The organism is Lacinutrix sp. (assembly GCF_029238095.1).
GTDB lineage: Bacteria > Bacteroidota > Bacteroidia > Flavobacteriales > Flavobacteriaceae > Lacinutrix.
Genome location: NZ_JAQWGS010000022.1, coordinates 1 through 26699, shown reverse-complemented (window position 1 = coordinate 26699; position 26699 = coordinate 1). Strand labels below are relative to the sequence as shown.

The 26699-nt window shown below is 32.3% G+C and carries 23 protein-coding genes; 18 read left to right on the top strand and 5 right to left on the bottom strand.

All coding sequences use genetic code 11. The features are described 5' to 3' along the window. Positions 1-242: 242 nt before the first annotated feature. A complete protein-coding gene (locus tag P8H50_RS05685; protein ID WP_300206508.1) occupies positions 243-1058 on the top strand; it encodes a 2,3,4,5-tetrahydropyridine-2,6-dicarboxylate N-succinyltransferase in 816 nt (271 codons plus the stop codon). A gap of 67 nt (positions 1059-1125) precedes the next feature. Here P8H50_RS05685 and P8H50_RS05680 read toward each other — a convergent pair whose 3' ends face one another. Beyond that, entirely contained in the window at positions 1126-1884 is a 759-nt protein-coding gene (locus P8H50_RS05680; RefSeq protein ID WP_300206506.1) for a lipopolysaccharide kinase InaA family protein, read from the bottom strand. Positions 1885-1993: 109 nt separating this feature from the next. Here P8H50_RS05680 and P8H50_RS05675 point away from each other — a divergent pair, with 109 nt between their 5' ends. Both P8H50_RS05675 and P8H50_RS05670 read left to right on the top strand, forming a co-directional pair. Then, complete coding sequence (locus P8H50_RS05675; protein ID WP_300206504.1) at positions 1994-3067, top strand: glycosyltransferase family 9 protein; 1074 nt, start codon at positions 1994-1996, stop codon at positions 3065-3067. Next, entirely contained in the window at positions 3064-3642 is a 579-nt protein-coding gene (locus P8H50_RS05670) for a class I SAM-dependent methyltransferase (RefSeq protein WP_300206502.1), read from the top strand. Before P8H50_RS05675 ends, P8H50_RS05670 begins: the two co-directional genes overlap by 4 nt. Here the strand turns inward: P8H50_RS05670 and P8H50_RS05665 are convergent. Further along, entirely contained in the window at positions 3639-4481 is an 843-nt protein-coding gene (locus P8H50_RS05665) for a glycosyltransferase family 2 protein (RefSeq protein ID WP_300206500.1), read from the bottom strand. The genes P8H50_RS05670 and P8H50_RS05665 overlap by 4 nt on opposite strands. A gap of 81 nt (positions 4482-4562) precedes the next feature. Here P8H50_RS05665 and P8H50_RS05660 point away from each other — a divergent pair, with 81 nt between their 5' ends. Together P8H50_RS05660 and P8H50_RS05655 are read left to right on the top strand one after the other, a co-directional pair. After that, the gene (locus tag P8H50_RS05660; protein ID WP_300206498.1) at positions 4563-5300 is read left to right on the top strand and encodes a glycosyltransferase family 2 protein; all 738 of its coding nucleotides are present in this window, start codon (positions 4563-4565) and stop codon (positions 5298-5300) included. A gap of 11 nt (positions 5301-5311) precedes the next feature. After that, complete coding sequence (locus P8H50_RS05655; RefSeq protein ID WP_300206496.1) at positions 5312-6040, top strand: hypothetical protein; 729 nt, start codon at positions 5312-5314, stop codon at positions 6038-6040. Between the two features lies 1 nt (position 6041). Here P8H50_RS05655 and P8H50_RS05650 read toward each other — a convergent pair whose 3' ends face one another. Further along, on the bottom strand, positions 6042-6761 hold the full coding sequence (locus P8H50_RS05650) for a polysaccharide deacetylase family protein (RefSeq protein WP_300206494.1): 720 nt from the start codon (positions 6759-6761) through the stop codon (positions 6042-6044). 35 nt (positions 6762-6796) lie between these two features. Between P8H50_RS05650 and P8H50_RS05645 the strand changes: the two genes are divergently transcribed. Further along, positions 6797-7591, top strand: coding sequence for a glycosyltransferase family 2 protein (locus P8H50_RS05645; RefSeq protein ID WP_300206492.1), 795 nt, complete (start codon positions 6797-6799; stop codon positions 7589-7591). Then, positions 7592-8656 carry a glycosyltransferase family 1 protein gene (locus P8H50_RS05640; RefSeq protein WP_300206490.1) on the top strand — a complete coding sequence of 355 codons (1065 nt, stop codon included), beginning with the start codon at positions 7592-7594 and terminating at the stop codon, positions 8654-8656. It begins immediately after the preceding gene. Here P8H50_RS05640 and P8H50_RS05635 read toward each other — a convergent pair. Then, positions 8648-9598, bottom strand: coding sequence for a hypothetical protein (locus P8H50_RS05635; protein ID WP_300206488.1), 951 nt, complete (start codon positions 9596-9598; stop codon positions 8648-8650). The genes P8H50_RS05640 and P8H50_RS05635 overlap by 9 nt on opposite strands. Positions 9599-9676: 78 nt before the next feature. Here P8H50_RS05635 and P8H50_RS05630 point away from each other — a divergent pair, with 78 nt between their 5' ends. Continuing rightward, positions 9677-10579: a glycosyltransferase family 2 protein gene (locus P8H50_RS05630; protein WP_300206486.1), complete on the top strand. Its 903-nt coding sequence runs from the start codon at positions 9677-9679 to the stop codon at positions 10577-10579. Here the strand turns inward: P8H50_RS05630 and P8H50_RS05625 are convergent. Continuing rightward, positions 10576-11559: a UDP-glycosyltransferase gene (locus tag P8H50_RS05625; RefSeq protein ID WP_300206484.1), complete on the bottom strand. Its 984-nt coding sequence runs from the start codon at positions 11557-11559 to the stop codon at positions 10576-10578. The genes P8H50_RS05630 and P8H50_RS05625 overlap by 4 nt on opposite strands. Positions 11560-11618: 59 nt before the next feature. Here P8H50_RS05625 and P8H50_RS05620 point away from each other — a divergent pair, with 59 nt between their 5' ends. The 10 genes from P8H50_RS05620 to P8H50_RS05575 form a co-directional block, all read left to right on the top strand. Continuing rightward, the gene (locus tag P8H50_RS05620) at positions 11619-12179 is read left to right on the top strand and encodes an L-threonylcarbamoyladenylate synthase (RefSeq protein ID WP_300206482.1); all 561 of its coding nucleotides are present in this window, start codon (positions 11619-11621) and stop codon (positions 12177-12179) included. A gap of 16 nt (positions 12180-12195) precedes the next feature. Beyond that, positions 12196-13614, top strand: a complete 1419-nt coding sequence (locus P8H50_RS05615; RefSeq protein WP_300206480.1) for an HD domain-containing protein — start codon at positions 12196-12198, stop codon at positions 13612-13614. Further along, entirely contained in the window at positions 13614-14069 is a 456-nt protein-coding gene (locus P8H50_RS05610) for a GNAT family N-acetyltransferase (protein WP_300206478.1), read from the top strand. Before P8H50_RS05615 ends, P8H50_RS05610 begins: the two co-directional genes overlap by 1 nt. Next, positions 14070-15104 (top strand): heme A synthase, encoded by a 1035-nt coding sequence (locus P8H50_RS05605; protein ID WP_300206475.1) that lies wholly within the window; start codon positions 14070-14072, stop codon positions 15102-15104. A gap of 35 nt (positions 15105-15139) precedes the next feature. Beyond that, a complete protein-coding gene (locus P8H50_RS05600; protein WP_300206473.1) occupies positions 15140-15655 on the top strand; it encodes a hypothetical protein in 516 nt (171 codons plus the stop codon). A gap of 160 nt (positions 15656-15815) precedes the next feature. Continuing rightward, on the top strand, positions 15816-16712 hold the full coding sequence (locus tag P8H50_RS05595; protein WP_300206471.1) for an ATP-binding cassette domain-containing protein: 897 nt from the start codon (positions 15816-15818) through the stop codon (positions 16710-16712). Between the two features lie 81 nt (positions 16713-16793). Then, entirely contained in the window at positions 16794-17636 is an 843-nt protein-coding gene (locus P8H50_RS05590; protein WP_300206469.1) for an ABC transporter permease subunit, read from the top strand. A 93-nt stretch (positions 17637-17729) separates the two neighbouring features. After that, the gene (locus P8H50_RS05585) at positions 17730-21059 is read left to right on the top strand and encodes a T9SS type B sorting domain-containing protein (protein WP_300206467.1); all 3330 of its coding nucleotides are present in this window, start codon (positions 17730-17732) and stop codon (positions 21057-21059) included. Positions 21060-21062: 3 nt separating this feature from the next. Then, on the top strand, positions 21063-23774 hold the full coding sequence (locus tag P8H50_RS05580) for a T9SS type B sorting domain-containing protein (protein ID WP_300206465.1): 2712 nt from the start codon (positions 21063-21065) through the stop codon (positions 23772-23774). A gap of 121 nt (positions 23775-23895) precedes the next feature. Continuing rightward, positions 23896-26699 (top strand): hypothetical protein (locus tag P8H50_RS05575; RefSeq protein ID WP_300206463.1); only part of this gene is annotated, 2804 nt, incomplete at its 3' end.

Sequence of the window (26699 nt, the reverse complement as noted above, 5' to 3'; positions counted from 1 at the left end):
TACATAAATATTATGCCAAATTATAAATTGAAACTATATTTGCGTTAGTGATTGATGCGACATCCTTTTTAATTTCTTGAATTATGAGACCTTTCGACTTCGCTCAAGGTGACAAATAATTTATTTAAAGTTTAGAATATAAAATTAAAAAGATATAGCGGAAAGCACGACCTTTAGGTAACGCCAAAAGAATTAAAACAATAATGAGATTTCCGTGTACACGGAAAAAAATAAAATTTTAAATGAAAGACTTACAACACACTATAGAAAACGCCTGGAATAACAGAGATTTATTAACTGAAGACAGCACACAGGATGCCATTAGAAAAGTAGTAGATTTACTTGACGAAGGTACTTTACGCGTTGCAGAACCAACGCCTAATGGTTGGCAGGTAAATGAATGGGTTAAAAAGGCTGTGGTGCTGTATTTCCCGATACAAAAAATGGAAACTATAGAAGTTGGAATTTTTGAATACCATGATAAAATTCCATTAAAAACGGGTTACAAAGAAAAAGGCATTCGTGTGGTACCTCATGCTGTTGCAAGACATGGTGCATATATTTCTAGTGGTACTATTTTAATGCCTAGTTATGTTAATATTGGTGCTTATGTAGATAAAGGCACTATGGTAGACACTTGGGCAACTGTTGGTAGTTGTGCGCAAATTGGTAAAAATGTTCACCTTTCTGGTGGTGTTGGTATTGGTGGTGTTTTAGAACCTTTACAAGCTGCTCCTGTTATTATAGAAGATGGCGCTTTTATAGGATCACGTTGTATTGTTGTAGAAGGTGTACATGTTGAAAAAGAAGCGGTTTTAGGTGCTAATGTTGTTTTAACAATGAGTACAAAAATTATAGATGTTACTGGTGATGAGCCTATTGAAATGAAAGGTCGCGTACCTGCAAGATCTGTGGTTATTCCTGGTAGTTACACTAAATCCTTTCCTGCTGGTGATTTTAATGTGCCTTGTGCTTTAATTATAGGAAAGCGTAAAGAAAGTACAAACAAAAAAACATCTTTAAACGATGCCTTGCGTGAGTATAATGTAGCGGTTTAATGTTTTAGTGATTAGTTAAAAGTGAAAAGTTCTTACTCAAGACTGAAAACTGCGCAGTGAAGACTGCCTACTTCTTTTTTAAATACTTGCGTTTTAAATACTTTTTACGGTTAATGCGACGCTTAAAATCTTGTGAAGATTGCAGTAACAATTTATAAACTTCTTCAAAAGGATAGCTGCTAATTTCTGCATATTCTGTTGCGATAATACGTATCATTTTTTTAGAGAGCCAAAGACGCTTTAAATTGTCCATACGTTTTGCTAAATCCATAGTTTCAAACTGCATACGGTTTAAATCTATAAGGTAGAAATCGTACTTTGGACCATTTTCTGTAATTAAGGTGTTTCCTGGAGAATGGTCTAAAAAGTTAATATTATTCTCGTGTAGTTTATAGGTAAACTGCGTGAATTGCTTTAAAATTTCATCACGATTATCAAACAACGGATTATGAATCAATACTCTAAAATCGAAATCGTATTCTACATGTTTACTTATATAATAACTAGTAGTTAATCCGCTAGCCAAAGAATTCTCAACATAACCAATAGGAAAAGGCGTTAATATGTTGCACGCTATAAGTTTTTCGGCATACTCGAAAGAACGTTTTGCTTTACTCTTTCTTAAATGTTTATATACAAAACTATTAATAAGCTTTGGTGCTTTAAACGACTTGATATTCAAGGTTTCTGCTCCAACCCTAAAACTTTTAATTACATTTCTTTCGCCTTTAGTAACGTAAGTTCCTTTAGTACTAAAATGCGTAATACAGTCTAAAATCTCAGTTTTTAAAGGCTCGAACTTTTTATTTAATTGTACGTTTTGCATCAAGTAAGGTTATTTCTCAAAGATATATTAATCTAAATTTTAATAAAAGGAGAAAAAACAATATTTTGCATACCATCTAAAAACAGATACTGAAACGCGTTAAGCCTACATGAAAAAAATCTTAGTTATACAGAATAAACGTATTGGCGATGTCCTTATAGCATCTGTTATAGCTCAAAACATGAAAAAAATATATCCTGATAGCTTAATAGATTATTTGGTATATGATTATACTGTTGGTGTTATTAAAAACAATCCTAATATCGACACTATTATTGCTGTAAATGATGTAGAACTAAAGAAATTTGGAAGCCTTACCTCACTTATAAACAAACTTCGTAACACGAAATACGATATTATTTTCGATCCTTATGCAAAATTACAGAGCAGATTAATATGTTTATCGTCTAATGCTCCCATAAGAATTGGATTTAAAAAGCGTGATAAAAATCCGCCTTTACCATTTTACTCACACAATATTCCGTTTTTAAAAACGAAAACAAAAAATTGTGGAAAAGCCATTGAAGATCGAATAAATTTGGTGACTTCGGTTTTTGATATTGATGAAACCATAATCGATTATGAACCAAAAATTTTCTTAACCGAAAAAGAACAACAATACAACAAACTTGAAAGTTATAACAAACCGTTTATAATGCTTGGTGTTTTAGGCAGCACACCACAAAAATCGATGCCTTACGAATATATTGTTGAATTGATTAATTATATTACTAAAACTTACGATGTAAATGTTTTGTTTAACTATGCACCACATCAAAAAGAGGATGCGTTATCTATTTACGAGCTGTGTGCAGATAAAGACAGGATTGTAATAGATATTTATGAAGACAGCATTCGTGGTTTTGTTAAACTCATGAATAAATGTAGCCTACTAGTTGGAAACGAAGGTGGTACCATACATATTAGTAAAGCCTTAAACAAACCAACTTTTACTATTTTTTCTCCTTATGTTTTAAAAGAACATTGGGCAAGTTTTGAAGATGGAAAAAAGCATACTTCTATTCATTTATTAGAAGAAAAACCCAATTTATTCTCAACCGAAAGAGACGAAAGACGAAAAATTGAAGAAGACCCTTCTTTTATGTATAGGCAATTAACTCCTGACTTAATACTTCCTAAACTGGAAGTTTTCTTGTCTCATCACTTAAAAAAGAATTCATGAATATAGTTGAAAAATTTAAACACTGGAAACGTAAACAACGTTGGAACAGGCAATACAAAAAAGGCCGTTGGGAAAACTTAAAAAGCGATAAAGAAAGTGGTAGATATAAAACTATTGTTGAATACTCAGAACGTTATGGAAATAAAAATCCTGATATTTTAGATCTTGGTTCTGGTGAAGGTGTGTTATTAGATTACTTTAATAGTGATTTAATTTCATCTTTCGACGGAATGGATTTTTCTTCAGTTTCTATTAAGAAGGCAAACAAAGCAAACAGAGCAAAAGGGACTTTTACATGTGAAGATCTTCATGATTTTAAACCAAAAACTAATTACGATATTATTGTTCTTAATGAAGCTTTTTACTATATCCACGAAACTAAAAAGCAGGAAGTAATAGATACTTTAAAAGCACATCTTAAAACTAATGGCATTATTATAGTGTCTATTTACAGAGAAGGATTAGGCTGTTGGGAATACTTTAAAAACCATGACTTTGAGGAACTAGACTTTACAACAGTTACTACACACGAAGAAAAAACCTATTGGAAAATAGGTGCCTACAAACTAACCTAGTTATTTTTTTCTGTATCTTCTAACTTCTCAATACCATAAGGTGTTTTAATAACCTTGTTATATTTTGTATTACGCCTGATAGCTAAATTTCTATCTAAAGATTCTTTAGTTTTATAACCTCTAGGATGCTCTAAATGCAGGCAAATGGCTTTGTAACGTATTTGCTTGGTCTTAATCCCTAAATTTACTAAACGCTCTCCAAGTTCACGATCTGGACCACCATATTGCATGCGCTCATCGTAACCATTAATTGCTATTAAATCGCTTTTCCATGCACTAGAGTTACAGTTATTAAATGTTGCTCCTGTTGGTGTAACCACATCTAAAAAATTAGCCAACTTATCGCCAACACTTAATTTTAGCTGTTGCTTTTTGCCTAAAACACCTTGTTTTTTTAACCATTTTGGTTTAAAACAATTTTGGTTTTCAATATCACTTAAAGCAATGGCGTCACTTGTAGGTTTATCAAGCTTGCAATAACCACCAGATAAAAAGAACCCTTTTTCTGCATATTTTGCATGTGTAGACACAAAATCTGGCCTAGCAATACAGTCGCCATCTGTCATTAAAATATAATCATACTCCGTTTGTACAATACACTTATTTAATAACTCTTGTCTTCTGTAACCTTTATCTTCATGCCAAATATGACGTAAATTTACAGGATAATCAGCTGCAAATTTTTCTATAAGCTGTTTTGTTGTTTCTTTAGAACCATCATCTGCCACAATAACTTCAAAATTATCATAATCTTGATGTTTATAGCTTTCAAGGACTTTATTTAAATAGTCTTCAGAATTATATGTACTTACAATAACAGATATTGGTAATCCACTCATAGTATAAAGTTTTGCACTACAAATGTAAACATATTTCATAACATCATCGAATTTTTAGTAAGTTTGCACTAAGCAACTATTATGACAAAACTCTCTGTAATAATTCCTACTTACAACGAAGAACTGTACCTAGAAAAGGCACTGCGTTCTGTTCGTTTTGCAGATGAGATTATTGTTGTAGACTCTATGAGTACAGACAATACTGTAGCTATTGCCAAAAAATATAATTGTAAAGTATTATCAAGAACATTCGATAATTTTTCTAACCAAAAAAATCATGCTCTAGACTATGCCAAAGGTGAATGGGTTTTATTTATAGATGCAGATGAGCGCATTCCAAACCCATTACAACAAGAGATTATAGCAGCCATGGAATCTGGCAAACATGCTGGTTACAAGCTTAATTTCCCTCATTTTTATATGAATCGTTTTTTGTATCATCATAGTGACAACGTTACGCGATTGGTTATAAGAGAACAATGCCATTTTGAAGGCTCTGTACACGAGAAACTAATTGTTGATGGCACTATTGGGAAACTTGAAAATCCTGTTTTACATTTTACTTACAAAGGTTTACAACACTACATAAGTAAAAAAGACAGTTATGCTTGGTTTCAGGCGGAACAAATGCTTAAAAAAGGAAAAAAAGCGACTTACTTTCATTTAGCTTTTAAACCGTTTTACCGCTTTTTTAATAGCTATATTTTACGTGGTGGTTTTAAAGATGGTATTCCTGGATTAACCGTTGCAACTATTAATGCTTATGGTGTGTTTTCTAGGTATGTAAAGTTGATGTTGTTGAAAAGAGGGATACGCTAAAACCTAAAAACATGAGAATTTTTAAATATATTATCATATTTCTTCTATTCGCAAATTGTACAGATAAAAACGTATCAGAAACTGAGAAAATTTTCAATCAGACATTAGGCTCAGACAACACTGAAACATTAAATAAGTTGGTAGACGATTTTGAAAATGATTATTTAAAAAAGCAATATCCAGAAACTGAACTTAAACTTGCTTACAGAAAATTTGTTGAAGATGTTAGAGATGAAAAGTTTTTCAATAGAAATATAAAAATAGTTTCTAAAAAAAGTTTTAATCTATTTAAATCTAGTGAGTTGTACCTTGAGCTATATCAATTTCCTGATTCTGTTTGGGTTGTAAGGAATAGCTCTTTTGACAAACTTGAAGATTCATTATTACTACTTCCTGAAATACCACACCCTTACATTAAACGCAGATACAAAGATTTAGAAGAAAATGGTGAATTCGTATACGGTTATTCTAGAAAATTTACTGGAATAGCTTTAAATGCTGATTTAGATTCAATAGTTAAATCAGAATATAAAACAGTAGATTTTAATTATTCAGGCAAGTATATGAAAGCTCTAAATAGAATTAAAAATCAAAACAAATATTACGAAGAATTGTATAATGCAAAAAACAGTGTTGGTTTTATATATAAAGTATTAACAGCACGGACAATGCTACACCATAATCTAGATTTAAACGACAAACTTAATAGAAAATTAGTAGTATTAGAATTAATTTACTAACCTAAAACCAGCCTCTACCTTTCTTCAACTTCCTTTCAAAGTTTTTCAAAGTATCTTCAGCTTTAATATCTAAACGTTGGACTTCGTAATTGTTTTTAAATGGAAAGGTATTCAGGCGATTACCTATACGTAAACCATAGGCTACTTTAAAACCATTTAACAACTCAAAGAATTGATGTTTTTCTTTTCCTTTTTTTGGAAACTTACCATAAGGATAAGCCAAAACATTGGAGAGATCTAGTTGATATTTATCTTGAAAGGCAATACACTTTTCAAAATCTAATGCTATCTCTTGCTTAGTCATTTTGTCGAAACGCTTGTGCTCGAAAGAATGCAAACCGAGTTCTATAGTTTTAGAATCTAAAGACTTTAATTGCGCGACAGACATAATTGGCTCTTGGCCTTGATCCCATTCATTTACGCCTCCAACGTATTGCAACGGAATGTAAAAACAAGCTTTTAATCCATATTGCTGTAATAATGGATACGCATATTCTAATTGGTTAACATATACATCGTCAAACGTTATAATTACAGCTTTTTCAGGAAAATCCTGAGGTGTTTTTAAGTTTTGCAAATCGTTAAAATGCAAACTCGTGTAGCCATTATCTTTTAAAAACTTGAATTGTGTTTCTAAATTGCTTGTAGAAATGGTTAAGCCCTTACTGTCGTTAGCATTAGCCGAAACACTGTGGTACATTAAAATAGGAAGTTTTGGCATTTCGGTTTTATTATTCTAAAAAAAATGATTGTAAAATGTTTACATTTGACACAAATATAATCGATAAAACCGATTCTCATTCAATGATAAGCGCATTAGCAATAACTTTTAACGAAGAATTACATATTGAAGACTACATAAAAAGTCTTTCTTTTGCCGATGAGATTATTATTATCGATTCGTTTAGCACAGATAAAACTGTTGCTTTAGCCGAAAAATATGATGTAACCATTATACAACGAGAATTCAAAAATTTCTCAGACCAAAAAAACTTTGCTATTGCTCAAGCCAAACACGATTGGGTTACTTTTTTCGATTTAGATGAAAAAGTATCTCCAGAATTAGCCAAAGAAATTATTGATACTGTAAATTCTAAAAATCCCTTAAAGGCATACAACGTTAAACGAAGTTTCAATTTTATGGGTAAACGTATAAAATATAGTGGTTTCCAAACAGATGTTGCTGTGCGTTTATTTAATAAAAACTTTTGTAAATACAATGGGAAAGCAGTACACGAAGCCATCGAAACTGAAGAAAAAATAGGCCAGTTAAAATACGCTTTAGACCACCAAACGTATAAATCTTTCGATAATTACAATCAAAAACTAAGTCATTATAGTAAGCTTCAAGCCGAGGAATTATACAAGAAAAATGTACGTCCTAATTTGTATCATTTTCTTTTTAGGCCTTGGTATCGCTTTATGCACCAATACTTTTTAAGACTTGGTTTTATGGATGGCAAAGAAGGGTTTATAATAAGTTATGTGCATGCGTTTTCAGTTTACAAAAGGTACATTCAGCTTTGGGCAATGTATCGCAATATTAATTAAATGAAAAACGTCTTTCTAGAATCTCATAACATAAAAAACCGGTTCAATGGTTTTGGTCAATTTAATTATCATTTAATTAAAGGCCTTTACAATGCTGAGATTTCGGATTTTAAAATGACACTTCATGCTAAGGACACATCGTCTTTAAAAACCGAATTTGGTGAGTACTTTAACTATAAAAAATACAATGCTTTGTCGCGAAAACCCTTATTTCGCATTCGCAAAAAATACGATGTTTGGCATTGTTTAAATCAGAATATAAAAGTAGAACCTTATCATGATATTCCTTATGTATTAACGGTTCACGATGTTAATTTTATAGACGAAGTCTCCAGCGATTTAAACCACGAAACCAATAAACAGTTTATAGAAAAACTAAACAGAAGTAGTGCAATTACCTATATTTCTGAATTTGCAAAAGCCTCTACCCACAACTATTTTAATGTGCCAAAAGTTCCAGAATATGTGATTTATAATGGCAATCCTATTTCTGAAATATTAGAGTTAAGTCAAAATATTAAACCAGTAACCAAAAGACCTTATTTGTTTTTTATTGGAGGTTTAACCAAACGAAAAAACGCACATACTTTAGTGCAAATGCTCGAGCATTTACCAAATTACGATTTGGTTTTAGCTGGTGACGACTCAGATAATTATGTGAAAACAACTTTAGCAAAGGCGATTTCTAATACAAAAACTAAAAATAGAGTACATTGTATTGGTAAAGTTAATGCAGAAGAAAAACAACATTATTTACAACATTGTACGGCTTTTGTGTTCCCATCGTTATTAGAAGGTTTTGGTATTCCGCCAATTGAAGCCATGCGTTTTGGGAAGCCTGTGTTTTTGTCAAACCTTACGTCTTTACCAGAAATTGGTGGAGAGAAAGCGTTTTACTGGAATCATTTTGATGCTAAATACATGGCAACTATTTTTGAAAAAGGCATGCATGCATTTGAAGCTAATAAAACAGCTTTTGAAAAAGCTTATATTGAGCGTGCAACTGGTTTTAATTGGAATAAAGCAGCTTTAGAGTATGCTGATGTTTATAGGAGTTTATTGTAAATTAAAGATTGGTTTAACCCAATTTTCCAAACGATATTTATCTAAAATAGTTTCATCAATATCCACATAAGGAGACGTAACAAAGTCTTCTGGTATTTCAATATTATTTTCATCGATTACTAAAATGTTTTGAGGATTGTAAAAATCGTAATTCACAACGTCTGTATTTGTAGTAATTAATTTCTTTCTATACCCTAAGGCTTCAAAAATTCTAAAGGACAAACCTATTTGATCATTACGCTGTATTTCGACAATAATTTTAGATTTTAGTATTAGTTTTTCAACTTCAGTAATCGATAGCTGTTCTGTTATAGGCTCAACATGTTTTACCTCAAAAGGTGTTCCGTTATACACTTTAATATTATAACTCCAATCGTTCTGTTTTAAGTAACCTGCAAGGTTTTCAATTAATGGAAATCTGTGATCGTTTGTAGAAATATTAAAGAATAAATAGTCGTAATCTTTCGAAGTGTTTTCAGCAAAAATATAATTGGTTAATGTATTAAAACCATACTGCTCGACATCTTGCTTATCATAGCTATATATAATATCAAAGTAGTTAACTATTTGTGTTTTTCTAGGAAAGCGACGCGTACTATCCCAATAGTAAGCTATAAAATTATGCGCTCTGCTTTTTAAGAATTCCAAGGTTGCATCATCTAAAACATCTGGTCTAATAATGAAGATATCGTGTTGTTTTTCAAGTTTTAAAACTTCAGCTTTAATACGATCGAAAACAAAAGTCTTTTTTAAATTTTTTCCAAATAGTTTAGAAACAAAATTCTGAATTTTATGAACTAAACCTTTATACTTAAAACCTGGTTTATCTAAATATAAAATAGTCGCTTCCACTCCACTTTTAGCATTTAAAACATCTTGAATATGCTTTGTGTAGCCAAAGGCAAAAGGTGCGATTATGAGTATTTTTCTTGAAACTATCAATACAATGAATACTTGTTATTAAGCGAAAGTAAAAAAACCAAAATAAAAATGTTTAGTTTTGTTGCATTAGATTTTTGTATGAACGACATTTCAGTAATAATTATTAACTACAATACAGCAAAATACACTTTGAAGTGTATTCAATCTGTAATCGATTTTACTATAGAAAAACTAAGCTATAACATTATTGTTGTGGACAATAATAGTGAACTTGATGACTTCAAGCATTTAAAATCTAATTTCCCAAAAGCGGAAAATATTTCGCTACACAGAAGTGTTATTAATGCAGGCTTTGGAGGTGGAAACATGTTTGGTGCTCAATTTGCAAGTTCTAAATACTTACTATTTTTAAATAACGATGCCATGCTGCAAAACGATTGTTTAGGCATATTACATAGTTATATGGAAAAACATCCAAAAGTTGGTGTAAGCTCTGCTCAAAATTACGATGAGCATGGCAAACATGTTATTTCTTTTGACCATGACAAAGGCATTAGAAAACTTATTTTTGGACGTGGTTTTTTAGAGAAAAATTTCCAAAAAACGCACCCAAAACGCAAAAAAGAATACACAGAACCTGTTACAGTAAATTTTGTAAATGGAGCATTTATGTTTTTTAGAAGCGATGTATTTGCAAAAATTGGTGGTTTCGACACTAATATCTTCTTATATTTTGAAGAAATGGATTCTTGTTTTAGACTAAGACAACATGGTTACACTAGTGTTTTAGTTCCAGAAGCTAAGATTTTACATTATCAAGGTGTTAGTACTGGAACTAATAAAACCATTAGTAAAGAAGGTTTTATTTCGCATTTATATGTGATTAAAAAGAACTATTCTTTAGCTAAATATTGTTTTATTAAATGGTATTACCGCTTAACTTTTATAATAAAACCTAAGAAATGGTTTATGCTAGGTTTAGCTTGGAGAGGAGCAACTTTAAGCGAATCTTTGAAACAGAAACAAGAGGTTAGGTTTTAGGATTCCCTGTTAGCTTTTCTAATTCTCTTTTTCATGCGATGGTTTTGGTACCAACTCGCAAAAAACAATTTTAATCCGCTATTTTTCTTAGTTAAAGTTACAGCATATTTTAAATATTTATCTACTTGAAAGTCAATATTAAAATCGGTTAGCGCAAGTTCTCGCAAAGCATTACCATCTTCTTTTTTATATTTTTTAAATGCTTCAATTAAATCTTCGGTAGTGAATTCTAATTTAGAATAACGTCCTGAACAATTATTCTCGACACATTGCTTTACCAAATTTGGTATCATATAACCATCTGAATACGATTCAAAATAAGCGCGCTCATCGAACACAACAACAGCTCTACCACAAGCCATGGCTTCGTATGCAGAACGACCTAAACCTAGCACTAAATCGACTTCATTTATCATGTCTTCAACATGCCAAACAGGATTTTCATTTTTATTAAATTTATTAAAACGGAGTCCAAGTGCATCACAAGCTGCCATTATTTTATGGTTAGCAGGTTTGCTTTGGCTTAAACTCAACACCCTTTTTAATTCAGTATTAATTGGTTTCTTAATGTTGTAGCGTTCGCAGTTGATTCCGTTTACAATAATTTCAGACTCAAATCCTAAGGTTTTAACGTGGTCTTTTACTTCCTTAGAAATTCCTACATGACCATCAGCATACTTGCTTGGTTGTTCTTCTTTTGGAAAAATGCCATGACAGGTTTGTATAGTTACTCCTCTTTTACTCAAATAATTAACGCAAGTGTTATGATTGGCTAAAATTAAATCGTATTTATTTTTAGACATAAATTTAACATTCAAATCGCGCTCAATACGTTGGGACACTTCACCTTTAAAAAAAGTAAAATACTCTATCTCGTAACCTTTTTTAAGTAAAGCTTCAATTAATGTGTAAGTAAAGGTTTCGCTACCTCCTACTCTTTTTAAGTGGTTATTAGCAACTAAAACGGTTTGGATTTTCATAGTATAAAAGTAAACATATCCACTAAAATAAATTAATTTTGTAGTAGAATAAAAAAACAATGCGAGAAGAAATTGAAAAAGCCTTAGAAGTTTTAAAACGAGGAGGTCTAATATTATATCCAACTGATACTGTTTGGGGCATTGGCTGTGACGCTACAAATGCAGAAGCAGTACAAAAAATATATGCTTTAAAACAACGAGACGATAGCAAGGCATTAATTTGTTTAGTAAATAATTATGGTATGCTAGAAAGACATGTCGATAATGTACCTAAAATGGCCTACACAATTTTAGATATTGCAGATAAACCAACTACAGTAATTTACGATGCTCCAGCTGGAATAGCAGAAAATTTAGTCGCAAACGATAATACATTAGCAATAAGAATTGTCGATCATGATTTTTGCAAAAAATTAATTCGTTATTTAGGAAAGCCGTTAGTATCTACCTCTGCAAACATCTCTGGTAAACCAACACCAAAATCCTTTAAAGAAATACATGAAGCCGTTTTAAAAGGTGTGGATTATGTCGTAAATTTGAATCAGCAAAAAAACGGAGGAAATCCATCGACAATTATTAAATTAAGTAATAGTGGTGGTGTTAAAATTATACGTGAGTAGCTAGTTGGCAATAAGGATGAATCACAAAGAAGCATTAAAGCACAATATTTTTAAAACGATCTCTAAATCTGCAGCAGAGTTAAATCTCGACAGCTACGTGATTGGTGGTTTTGTACGTGACTATTTATTGCAACGTGGTGATGCAAAAGATATTGATGTGGTTGCTATTGGAAGCGGAATCGCTTTAGCGAAACAAGTCGCCAAAAACTTACCAAATAAGCCTAAGATTCAGGTTTTTAAAACCTACGGAACTGCAATGTTAAAGCTTGACACTATTGAAGTTGAATTTGTAGGAGCAAGAAAAGAATCCTACAACGAAGACAGTAGAAATCCTACAGTAGAAAATGGCACTTTGCAAGACGACCAAAACCGTCGTGATTTTAGTATTAATGCCTTAGCGCTTGATTTATCTGAAAGTAATTTTGGTGATTTATTAGACCCTTTTAATGGTGTTAAAGATTTAGGAGATAAAATAATTCGCACACCTTTAGATCCAGATATTACATATAGCGACGATCCATTACGCATGATGCGAGCGATTAGGTTTGCTGCGCAATTAGGCTTTAGTATTGAAAAAAAATCGCTCGACTCTATTACAAAAAATAGTGAGCGTATTAAAATTATAACCAACGAACGTATTGTAGTAGAACTCAATAAAATTCTATGCAGTAAAAAACCTTCTGTAGGCTTTTTGCTATTAGAACGAACAGGATTATTAAAATATATCCTCCCAGAGCTAACTGCTTTAAAAGGCATTGATGAAGTAGAAGGGCAAAAGCACAAAGACAACTTTTACCACACATTAGAAGTCGTTGATAACATCTCAAAACACACAGAAGATGTTTGGTTACGTTGGGCTGCATTACTACACGATATAGGAAAAGCACCAACAAAAAAGTTTAGCAAAAAAGTAGGTTGGACGTTTCATGCACATGAATTTGAAGGCTCTAAAATGGTCTATCAGTTATTCAAGCGTTTAAAAATGCCTTTGAATGATAAAATGAAATTTGTCCAAAAATTAGTATTCATGAGCTCTAGACCAATAGTCTTAGCTCAAGATATTGTAACAGACTCTGCAGTGCGTCGTTTGGTGTTCGATGCTGGAGACTATGTAGACGATTTAATGACGCTTTGCGAAGCAGACATAACAACTAAGAATCCTAAGAAATTTAATAAATACCACAACAATTTTAAAATTGTTAGAGAAAAAATAATTGAAGTTGAAGAAAAAGATAGTGTTCGCAATTTCCAACCACCTGTTTCTGGAGAAGAAATCATGAAGACTTTTAATTTAAAACCTTCAAGAGAAATTGGTATGATTAAAGAAGCCATAAAAGAAGCTATTTTAGAAGGCGACATACCTAACGAATATGAAGCTGCTTTTAATTTAATGGTAAAAAAAGGTAAAGCTTTGGGTTTAAAAATTTCAGATTAATGGTTCTTAAAATTGTAAAAACAAGTACTAGTAATCCAGATTTTATAGCATTAGTTAAATCTTTGGATAGCTATCTCAAAATCACTGATGGTGATGAACATGATTTTTATAATCAGTTTAATAATGTAGACGTTTTAAAACATACAGTTGTTGCTTACCAAAACAATACTGCTGTTGGTTGTGGAGCCTTTAAAGCTTTTGATAAAGACACTATAGAAATTAAACGCATGTTTACGCTTACAGAGTTTAGAGGACAAGGCATTGCAGCACAAATTTTAAAAACACTAGAAGTTTGGGCTCATGAATTAGGTTATAAGAACTCGATTTTAGAAACAGGTAAAAGGCAAACTGAAGCTCTCCAGTTCTATAAAAAATGTAAGTATAACGTTTTTCCAAATTACGGACAGTACAAAGACATGGAAAACAGTTTGTGCTTTAAAAAAATATTAAATTAGATGAAAAAACACTTTAGAACCATAGCAAAAACAGCCTTAGTTTTAGTGTATTTGGTAATAATCGCTGGAGCTGTAGTGCGTATGACAGGCTCAGGAATGGGTTGTCCAGATTGGCCAAAATGTTTTGGGTATTATATTCCGCCAACACAAGCTTCAGATTTAGAATTTAAGCCAAATCATGAGTACAAAGAAGGCATTGTAATTATTAAAGATGAAGTGCTTTTAGTTGCTGAAAACAATTTTATGTCCTCAAAAAGTATAAATTTAAACAACTGGAAAACCTACACAAAACACGATTATGCTATTTTTAATGCTACACATACTTGGGTAGAATATATTAATAGACTTCTTGGTGCTTTATCAGGAATTCCAATACTAATTTTTACCATTATTTCTTTTTGGTTTTGGCGTAAAAACAAATGGATAACCATTCTTTCAATACTCACAGTATTTGGAATGGCATTTCAAGCATGGCTTGGCAAAACGGTTGTAGACTCTAATTTAGCACCACATAAAATTACCATTCACATGGTTATGGCTTTAATAATTGTTGGTTTTATTTTGTATATTATTTTCGCTTCTAAAACCAGTTTTAAAAACCAAATTACAGATTCAAAATTCAAAAACGTTTTACTTTTCGCATTAGTACTCACGCTAATTCAAATTGTATTAGGCACTCAAGTGCGACATCACGTAGACGAGCAAGTAAAAAACATTGGTTATATAAAAGAATTATGGATGCAAAATCCAACATTGCAGTTTTATGTGCATCGTAGTTTTTCTTTTGTCGTATTCTTTACAAATGCTTGGTTATATTTAAGAAACAGAAGCATGACATTAGGTTTTAATAAAATAAACTTAGTTATTATTTGTATTGTTTTTGAAGTTGTATCTGGTATTGCAATGTATTATTTCGACTTTCCATTTTTATCACAACCTTTACATTTAGTAGTTGCTACTATTTTATTTGGTATCCAATTTTATATATATTTAGAAAACAGACGCAAAAGTATTTTTATTACTGAAGAAATATAGACGACAGTTATACCTTTGCAAACCAAAATTAAATTATGATTTATAGATTTAGAGTCATTTTAGACAACGATACAGAAGACGATGTGTTTCGTGATTTAGAGATTAAAGAAACTGACACTATGGAGGATTTGCATAATATTATTACGCAATCTTTTGGTTTTGATGGCACAGAAATGGCATCGTTTTATTTAAGTGACGACCAATGGAATCAAGGTGAAGAAATTTCACTTTTTGATATGAGCGAAGGTGCTAATCAGGTTAAATTAATGAACGAAACTATATTGTCTGATACTGTTCACGAAGCACAAACAAAACTAATTTATGTTTATGATTTTTTAAGTATGTGGACGTTTTATGTTGAACTAGCAGAAATTTCTGAAGAAAACGAAGGTGTAGATTACCCAAATTTAATGTTTGTTCAAGGTCAAGTGCCAGACGATGCTCCAGATAGAATTTTTGAAGCCGAAAGCGATGACTTTGATAGCGAATTTGACGACGATTTTGATATTGACGATTACGATAATTTAGATTTTGATGAGCATTGGAATTAATATCATTTTTAAAATTAATTTTAAATAAATTAAAAAGCATTCTTATCCAGAATGCTTTTTTTATTTCTATAATATGTAACAAAAGTTTAGTAGCTTCGTCTTACTTTTAAACCCATTGATGTTTTATAGAAATCATAACATCAAAAAAAAATCAATCATCTTGGAAAATATTCTTCAAATTAATAATCTTACTAAAAAATTTGGGACTTTAACCGCTGTTAATAATTTATCTTTTACTATTAAAAAAGGTAATGTTTATGGCATTTTAGGACCAAACGGAAGCGGGAAATCTACAACTTTAGGTATTACTCTAAATGTTGTAAATAAAACAAGTGGCGATTTTAAATGGTTTGATGGTAAGGTGTCTACTCACGAAGCCTTAAAAAAAGTTGGTGCTATTATAGAGCGTCCAAACTTCTATCCTTACATGTCTGCCTATAAAAACCTTCAATTAGTATGTAAAATTAAAGGTATTGGCGAAGATAAAATAAAAGAGAAATTAGAATTAGTAGGTTTAGAGGAACGTATGCACAGTAAATTTAAAGCGTTTTCTTTAGGTATGAAACAGCGTCTAGCTATAGCTTCTGCGCTACTTAACGACCCAGAAATATTAATTCTTGATGAGCCAACAAATGGTTTAGACCCTCAAGGTATTCACCAAATTAGAGATATCATAAGAAAAATTGCTAGCCAAGGCACAACTATACTTTTAGCTTCGCATTTATTAGATGAAGTTGAAAAAGTATGCTCTCATGTTGTAGTATTAAGAAAAGGAGAAAAATTATACTCTGGTCGTGTAGACGAGATGATTTCTAGCCATGGTTTTTTTGAATTAAAATGTGAAGATGACTCTAAATTGCTTGCCTTTTTAGAACAGCACGCTTCTATAGAAAAAACAATAACGAAAGAAGGCTTAATTACAGCATTTTTAAATGCAACTCTATCTGCTTCAGTATTTAACAAACAATTAGTAGAAAACGGTATTTATATTTCTCACTTGGTCATGCGTAAAGAAAGTTTAGAAGAACAATTTCTTCAGCTTACAGATAATAACTAAGAAACAATCAATACTAATGCTAAACTTATTTTTAGCATTAAAAATCACATCTGAAAAATTTCAGAATAAAAACCAATACTCATGTTAAGACTTTTAAACATAGAATTTATAAAACTGTGGAATAATAAAGCAAGTAAATTTTTAATTCTTGCCTATTTTGTTTTGCTTGGCTTCATCTCATTGTTTGCTTCAATAAAGTTTAATTTTGGCTTTTTTAAATTTCATGCAGCCGAAATGGGTATCTTTAACTTCCCATATATTTGGCATTTTAACACATATGTAGCCGCAGAATTAAAATTCTTTCTTGCTATAGTAATAGTCTCTATGGTTGCTAATGAGTATAGCAACAAAACCATTAAACAGAACTTAATTGATGGCTTGAGCAAAAAAGAATTTATAATTTCTAAGTTTGCTACAGTTACCGTTTTCGCATTCCTTTCAACACTCTACATCTTTATTTTATCTTTAATTCTTGGTTTAGTTTTTTCTAGTTATACAGAAGCTAGTATCATTTTTTCTGATTTAGAATACTTGCTCGCTTTCTTTGTTAAACTGTTAGGCTTCTTCTCTTTTTGCTTGTTTGTAGGGATATTAATTAAACGCTCTGCTTTTGCTTTAGGTTTTATTTTACTTTGGTATATTATGATTGAAGGTATAGCCAGATTTGTGCTTTTTATTCTAGAAACCACAAAAGACTTTCAGTATGCAGATGCTATTACACAATTTTTCCCTTTAAAAGCGATGTCTAACTTAATAGACCAACCACTCTCTAGACTAGGAGCTGTAAAAGAAATTGCAAGTGTAGCAGGAGAAGACTTAAGCTATGATTATGCTGTACATTGGTTTGAAATTGCTATAGTTCTGGTTTGGACTGCCATTTTTATGTTCTTCTCTTACAGACTACTATTAAAACGCGATTTATAGTAAACAAGATTAAGAAGAGCCTCTATTTTAACATTTTATCTATTGATAAGTTAAGGTATTTACAATACCTTTGATAGCTATTGCTTACAATACATGAAAAAGATTGCTATACTTATAATCACGCTTCTATGCTGTGCATTTTCTAATGCACAAAAAGAAGCTTCTAATTGGTACTTTGGAGATAAAGCTGGTATTAGTTTCAATATAGATGCTGATACAGTTACAGCCGTTAGTGATGGACAATTATCTACAGAAGAAGGTTGTACAAGTATCTCTGATACAAATGGAAACCTTTTATTTTATACAGATGGAAGAACTGCTTACAATGCCAACCATAATGTAATGCCAAATGGTAACGGTTTAAAAGGTGATGCTTCGAGCACACAGTCTGCCATAATTATACCAAAACCAAACGATCCCAACATATACTATATTTTTACTGTAGATTCTGATTCTATAGATGGCTCAGATTTTGGTTTTAACTTCTACGAAGTGAACATGACTTTAGATGGTGGATTAGGAGATATTGTTGCAGGCTCTGAAACACAATTAATTAATAATACCTCCGAAAAATTGAGTGCTGTTTTAAAAGATTGCGACTCTGGAGATATTTGGGTTATAACTTTTGCTAATTCAAGTGGTTTTTCAAATACAAATAATACTTTTTTTGCATACCAAGTAACTGATGCTGGTGTAAATACAACTCCTGTTACTTCTCCAGCAGGCATAAGTACTTCTGAAGCTAGAGGCTATTTAAAATTCTCTCCAGATGGCACAAAATTAGTAAGTGCCAATGTTGGTAGTGGATTAATTTTATATGATTTTGATAAAGATACAGGTGTCGTTAGCCTTAATCAGGCCATAACTATTAATTTTAATTCTCCTAGTGGTTCTCCACAACAATCTTATGGTGTAGAGTTTTCTCCTAATAATAATTTATTATATGTTACTACTTTTTTCTCTAGTGGTGGAAACATTAACGATCCAGCCAGCCAATATGGTGGCCTTCTACAATATAATTTAACTGCTGGTAATCCTGTAGATGTTAATAATAGTCAAGTTATTTTAGACCAAAGACAAACTTATAGAGGAGGTTTACAATTAGGTCCAGATGGCAGGCTATATCGTGCCATGAGTGACACCTATAGTGATGGAAATCCGTTTCTTTCTGTAGTAAATAATCCAAATCAAGCTGGTATTGGCTGCGATTATCAGCACAACGCCATAGCTTTAACTAACGATTCTAGACAAGGTTTACCACCATTTATCACATCGTTTTTTAGTGAAAATATAGACATCATACAAAATGGTGCAAATACAACTAATTTACCACTTTGTACAGGTGACACCTACACTTTAATGGCAGACGATATTCCTGGAGCAATTTATACTTGGACTCAAGATGGTGTGCTTTTACCAGAAAATGATTTCGATTTATTTATTTCTACTCCTGGATTATATAGAGTTGAAATTGAAGTAAATGGCGAATCTTGTGGAGAACTTATTGGAGAAGCTAATGTTAATTATTTTGATATTCCAGTTGCCTCTACTCCAGCAAATTTACAAGCCTGTGATAATGATGGAGATGGTGTATTTAATTTTGATTTATCTACCCAAACAGCTGCAATACTAGATACTCAAGATCCAGCAATTTTTGGTGTAAAATATTATACTTCTCCTGAAGACGCTAACGCTAATTCTAATATTATTACTGGTCTATTTCAAAATACAAGCAATCCACAAACCATATATGCTAGAATAGATAATATTAATAACAGGCGCTGTTATGATATTACAAGTTTCGAACTAAGAGTCTTTAACACTCCTATAATTTCGGCATCTAACGATTTTGAAGGTTGCGATAATGATGCTAATCCTATGGATGGCCAAACCGAAATAACATTATCAGATTTTAATGCTGACGTTCTAGGTTCGCAAAACGCTGGATTATTTAACATTACATACCACGAATCACAAGCCGATGCTGATGCTGGTGTAAATAATCATCCTAATAACTACACAAATCAAACACCTTTTGTTGAGCCTTTATTTATTAGAATTGAAAACATAAACAATACAGACTGTTTCACTACAGGAAGTATTAATTTAATTATTAATCCAATTCCAGAAGCTAATGATACCGATTTGTATCAATGTGATGAAGATGGAACTGTAGATGGTTTTACTGTATTTAATTTAACTGAAGCTAATGCTGCTATTACAGGAAGTGCTACAGATGTAACGACACAATTTTTTGTTTCTCAAAATGATGCTGAAGATAATGTAAATGCAGTAAATAGCACTGCATATAATAACACTTCTAATCCGCAAACTGTATACGTTAGAGTAACAGATAACATGACAAGTTGTGTTAATTATTCTGAATTGATATTAGAAACTAGCGATACACAAATTTCAGATTATAATGCTCCAGCTGTTTGTGACGAGATAGACAGTCAAGATGGAAAAAACACCTTTAATCTAGATGATTCTTCTGCAAATATTTTAAGCGGTCTTCCTGCAAACAATTTATCAATATCGTATTACGAGAATGCAAACGATGCGCTTTTAGAAACCAATGCATTAACTTCTCCTTACGAAAACACAATAGCATACAACCAAACCTTGTATGTTCGTGTAGAAAACGACAATGCATGTTATGGAATAAACAATGTCTATTTAACAGTAAACCCATTACCTCAATTAGAAGAAGACGAAACAATACTATACTGCTTAAACGAGTTTCCAACGACTGTAACTTTAGACGCTGGACTAAATGACACGCCTTCAAACTATACTTTTAACTGGTCTAATGGAGAAACTACAGAGAGTATTCAAGTCAATACAATAGGAAACTATACAGTAACCGTTTCAAACAACACCACAGGTTGTAGTGCTTCTAGAAGCATTACAATTATACCATCAAATACAGCAACAATAGAAGATATTGAAATTATAGATGGTAGTTTAAACAATAATCAGGTAGTTGTTATAACAAGTGGTGAGGGCGAATACCAATATGCATTGCAAAATGAAAATGGAAATACTACACCTTTTCAAACCAATAATGTGTTTACACAATTACCTGCTGGCATTTATAGTATAAAAGTTAGAGATGTTAAAAACAATTGTGGCGAAATAGAACAAGATCTTTCAATTATTGGCTTTCCTTTATTTTTCACTCCAAATGGAGATACCATAAACGATACATGGCAAGTATATGGAGTATCTAGTGTATTTCAGCCTAATTCTGAAATCTTAATTTTCGACCGTTTTGGAAAGCTTATTACACAAATTAAACCTTCTGGTCGTGGTTGGGATGGCACTTTTAATGGGTTACCTTTACCACAAAGCGATTATTGGTTTTCTGTAACATTACAAGATGGTCGTATATACAGAAACCACTTTACATTAAAGCGATAGTAAATGACTAAGTCTCTTAAAATAGCAATACTTTGTGTTGCCTTATTATGGTCTTCGCTAGCACTAGCACAACAGCAAGCTGCGAATTGGTATTTTGGTAATAATGCTGGCATAAGTTTTGACTTAACAAATAATACGGTGTCCTCTGTTAACGACGGACAATTAAATACTGCAGAAGGTTGCACAAGCATATCAGATGAGAACGGAAACCTTGTTTTATACACAGATGGTACCACAATCTATAATGCTAACCATGCCATTATGGAGAATGGAAGTAATTTACTAGGAGACGATTCTAGTACTCAGTCTGCTATTGCCATTCCAAAACCTAACGATCCTAATATTTATTATGTTTTTACTGTAGGTTCCAACTCTAATCCTACAGGTCTAAATTACTACACTGTAGATTTAACGTTTAATGGTGGATTAGGTAAAGTTGTTGGCTCTCAAACTGAATTATTAAACAGGTGTTCCGAAAAAATTTCAGCCGTTTTAAAAGATTGCCTTACAGGTAATATTTGGGTGATTGCTTTTTCTAATTTTGCTGGAACAAGTGCAGCTAGCATGGACACTTTTCATGCCTTCGAGATTAGCGCAACTGGTGTAAATACAACTGCAGTAAAATCTACTTTAGCAATATCAATTAACGACTTTAGTGGTTATTTAAAGTTGTCGCCTGATGGTGCAAAATTAGCTAGTGCAAATGGAACAGATGGTATATTTATTGCAGATTTTAATTCAAACACAGGAATAGTTAGCAATCCTGAGTTTTTACAAACACAAACACTGTCTGACTTATCTTATGGTGTCGAGTTTTCTCCAAACAGTCAATTATTATATGTATCTACCTACGATTCAGTAGAAAATCCAGCAGATTTAGGTGGACCAGCCATAAACATTTCATATCTATTGCAATACAATATTTTTGCATTAGACATTTCTGCTAGTAAAACTTTAATTACGCAACGTCAACTCTATAGAAGCAGCCTTCAATTAGGACCTAACGGAAAAATTTACTGTTCGCAAAGCTCAACTTACAGTGATGGTGTTGCTGCATTAAGCACCATAGCAGAACCCAATAGTTTAGGTACAGCTTGTACTTATCAACATCAAAATGTTGGACTTGCTGGTAATGTAAGCAGACAAGGTTTACCTCCATTTATTCAATCGTTTTTTACACAGCAAATAGATATTATTCAAAATGGAAGCGACACATTAAATCTTACACTCTGTACAAATGATGTCTATAATTTAACGGCCGAAATTATTCCTGGTGCAACATACACTTGGACTCAAGATGGCAATCCGTTAACAGAAACAAGTAATGAACTCACAATAAATGGTCCTGGAAATTATCAAGTATTTATAGAGACAAACACCAATTGTGGTGACCAAAACGGACAAGCCATTGTAACGTATACAACAGGTCCAGATGCTTTTGATGCGAGTTTATTTCAATGTGGAACTTCAAATTTTTCTACTTTTAATTTAAATCAGGCTAACGAAGAATTAACAGGAAATGTTCCAGGACTTTCAACACAATTCTTTTTAACACCAATGAATGCCGAAACTGGCACAAACCCATTAAATGCATCTGCATACACTAATGTGTCTAATCCTCAAGATGTTTATGTTCGTGTAATAGACGATAATACGTCTTGTTTTAATACTTCGGTATTAACTATTGGCGTAAGTACGTCTCAAGTTGCAAATTATAATGCACCAGAAGTCTGTGATGAAGCAGATTCTCCAGATGGAATTAATGCTTTTAATTTAGACGACTATTCGCCAATTATATTAACGGGCTTACCAAGTGGATTTACTATCAGTTATTATGCAACGTATAATGATGCTTTACTAGAACAAAATGAATTGCCTTTAGTTTATAATAATGTAACACCATATGCCGAAACTATATACTCTAGAATAGAAAATGGTAATGTATGTTATGGTATAAATGAAGTTAATTTAACCATAAACACACTTCCAGAACTTGATGCAGACGAAACCATTTTATATTGCATTAATGATACCTCACTTTCATTAATTTTAGAGTCTGGTTTACAAGATGCTAACATTTCTAATTATAGTTTTAATTGGAGTTCTGGTGAAACCTCAGAGAGTATAGCTGTAAATACTATTGGCACATACACAGTTACAGTAACTAATAATACCACAAATTGCTTTAGCACAAGAGTTTTTACTATAGAAGCTTCTAATATTGCTACAGTGGAAGATATTATTATTACAGATGCTCAGCTTCAAAATAATAGTATTACAATTATAACCTCAGGAGAAGGAGATTACGAGTATGCCATAGAAAATGAAGAAGGTGTTACTACACCTTTTCAAGCTAATAATGTGTTTACCAATTTACGTCCTGGTAGCTATCAACTATTTATTAGAGATGTAAAAAATAATTGTGGTACTATAGAAACTCAAGCTTCTATAATAGGTTTTCCATTATACTTTACTCCAAATGGAGACGGAAAACACGACACATGGCATTTTTATGGTGCCAATAGAGCTCTAAACTCAAATGCTATAGTATCTATTTACAACCGTTATGGAAAACTCATAACACAACTTAAACCAAATGGTCCAGGTTGGGATGGTACGTTAGACGGAATACCTTTACCACAAAACGATTATTGGTTCTCTGTAACACTAGACGATGGTCGCGAATTTAAAAACCACTTTACTTTAAAACGCTAATATTCAAAAGCTTTTATAGTTTCTAATTATTCTTCTGTGCTTTGTTAGGACTTTTAATGACTCAGTTGTTATAATAATAGTAAATTTGCCCTCATAAAATTTTTCAAATAAAAAAATCTCAATGTTAAAGAATACATCTAAATTATTATTCACGCTTATTTTATTATTTCAATCTGTTTCAGCAATAGCGCAGAGCGATTGTACTACTTCTGTTGTTGTCTGTGGTGATTCAGATATTGTGTTAGATGTAAGTGGTCCAGGAACTGGAGGTATTGAATTCCCTAATTCATGTGGAAGTAATGAAAACAATAGTCTATGGCTTGAAGCGACTGTAACTACTAATGGAACACTAGCCTTTACATTAACTCCGGGAAGTACAAACATAGCAGAGGATTACGATTTTTTTGTTTTTGGTCCAGATCCAGTTTGTGGTAATTTAGGTCAACCAATACGCTGTAACACAACTAATCCTCAAGCAGCTAATCAAGGCAATAACTTAACAGGAATGAATAATATTATTGCAGCGCAATCACCAAATGGCGCTCAGGATAGTGATGGTCCAGGACCTGAAGGAAATAGTTTTGTAAATGAAATTAATGCTTTAGCTGGAGAAACCTATTTTGTAGTAATCGATAGACCTATTGGTAATAGCCCTTTTAGTTTAGAATGGACAGGAACAGCTCAATTTGCAGAAGCACCTGTAAGCGAAACAGATCCAGTAGACCCAACAGATCCAACAGGAAATGCTTTAAATATAATTGAGTGCGACACTGTTGCGCCTTTTAACGATAATACTACCAATTTTAATTTAGAAACCAACACACCTCTTATTATTGGTACTCAAACCAATGTTGCTGTTGAGTATTATTTAAACGAGAGCGATGCAAATATTGGTTCTAATGTTATAACAACACCTAATACTTATACTAATACTAGTAATAACCAAACTATTTATGCGACCATAACCAATACTACTACTGGCTGCTTTACTATTCAGGAATTCGATTTAATAGTAGATCCACAACCTGTAATTAACATGCCACCTGACATGGAACTGTGCGACGATGGTACAAACGAATTCAATTTAGAAGCGCAAACTAATACTATTTTAGGCACACAAAGTTTACTCGATTTTAATGTAACATATCATGAAACTGCTACAGATGCAGATACAGGTGCAAATGCTTTAACGAGTCCGTTTCCTATTGTTACCAATCCAGACGAAATTTTTATACGTATTACACCAACATCACCAAACAACAATTGTTATGCGTTTTCTGCAACACCTTTTAACTTAATAGTAAACCCACAACCTAGTATCACAGCAATTCCAGATTATGGTATTTGCGATCCAGATAGCGATGGTTTTGCAGAATTTAATTTACCTTCTCAAGAGGCTGCTCTGGTTAATGGGCAAGCAAACATAGCAGTAACATATTTTGAAAATCAAATAGATGCTGCAAACAATACTATTGCTAATGCTATAGTTAATCCTTCAACTTTCACAAACAGCATTGCTAATATGCAAGAGATTTTTGTAAGTTTAGAAGACACAACATCCAACTGCTTCTCTACAACCTCTTTTAATATTATTGCACAAGGTCAACCTGCAGTAACAATGATTCCGGATTATAGCTTATGTGACACTAATGTTGATGGAGATGACACGAATGGTTTTACATTTTTCGATTTAACAACACAAGATGCAGCATTAATTAATGGTCAATTAGGTATTACTGTTACTTATTATGAAAATCAAGCTGATGCGATTGCCAATATAAATCCAATTTTAAATCCAACAACTTTCACAAATACAACAGTAGACATGCAAGTTATTTTTGTGCGTTTAGATGGTGGAGTTGCTAATTGCTTTACTACAACGCAATTTAATATTGTTGTAGATGAATTACCAGAAGTACAAAACGCAACTTTAATTCAATGTGATGAAGACGGTACACCAGATGGTTTTACAGAATACAATTTAAATGAAGCCAATGAGAATGTTATGGTTAGTGGAGACACAACAGGATTTATTTACACACACCATTTAAACCAAGCTGATGCTCTAGGAGGAATAAATGAAGTCACTCCTTTTCCTTTTACAAATACAGTCAATCCACAAACTATATATGTTAGAATAGAAAATGCAACTACAGGTTGTTTTAGAACTGCAGAATATGTTTTAGATGTAACAGCTACAGATATTGGTAATGCAGGATTAAGCGAATGCGATGGTGGAATTGATGGTTACGATGGTATAACTGAGTTTACACTCTCTGATGCAGATGCTACAATTTTAGCCGCTTTACCTCCAGGTTTAAATGTAGATTATTATGCAACTGCAAACGACGCACAATTAGAAATTAATCAATTACCAAATTTATACACAAATACAACACCTTTTTTACAAACTATTTTTATTAGAGTTGAAAATGCAAATGAATGTTTTGGAATTGCTAATATGGATTTAACCGTAAATCCATTACCGCAAAATAATACAGTAAACGATTTTGAAGTTTGCAGCGATATTCCTGATGAAGCTACTTTAGATTTATCACAATTTGATGCTGAAGTTTTAGGCACTCAAAATCCGTTAGCCTACACAATTAGCTATTATGAAACACAATTTAATGCAGACAATAACATTAATCCAATAACTGGCCTATATACCAACACAAATAATCCACAAAATATTGTTGTTAAAGTCGAAGACAATACAACTGCTTGTGAAATAACGACGATTAATTTTAATATTACTGTTAATAACAACCCAACAGCTGTCGCTCCAACTCCACTTCAGGTTTGCGATGATGGCACACCAGACGGCATCACGTCAATAGATTTAACATTAAAGAACAATGAGATATCAGGAAGCAATCCAGCCTATGCAGTGACGTATTACTTTTCGTTATTAGATGCTCAAAA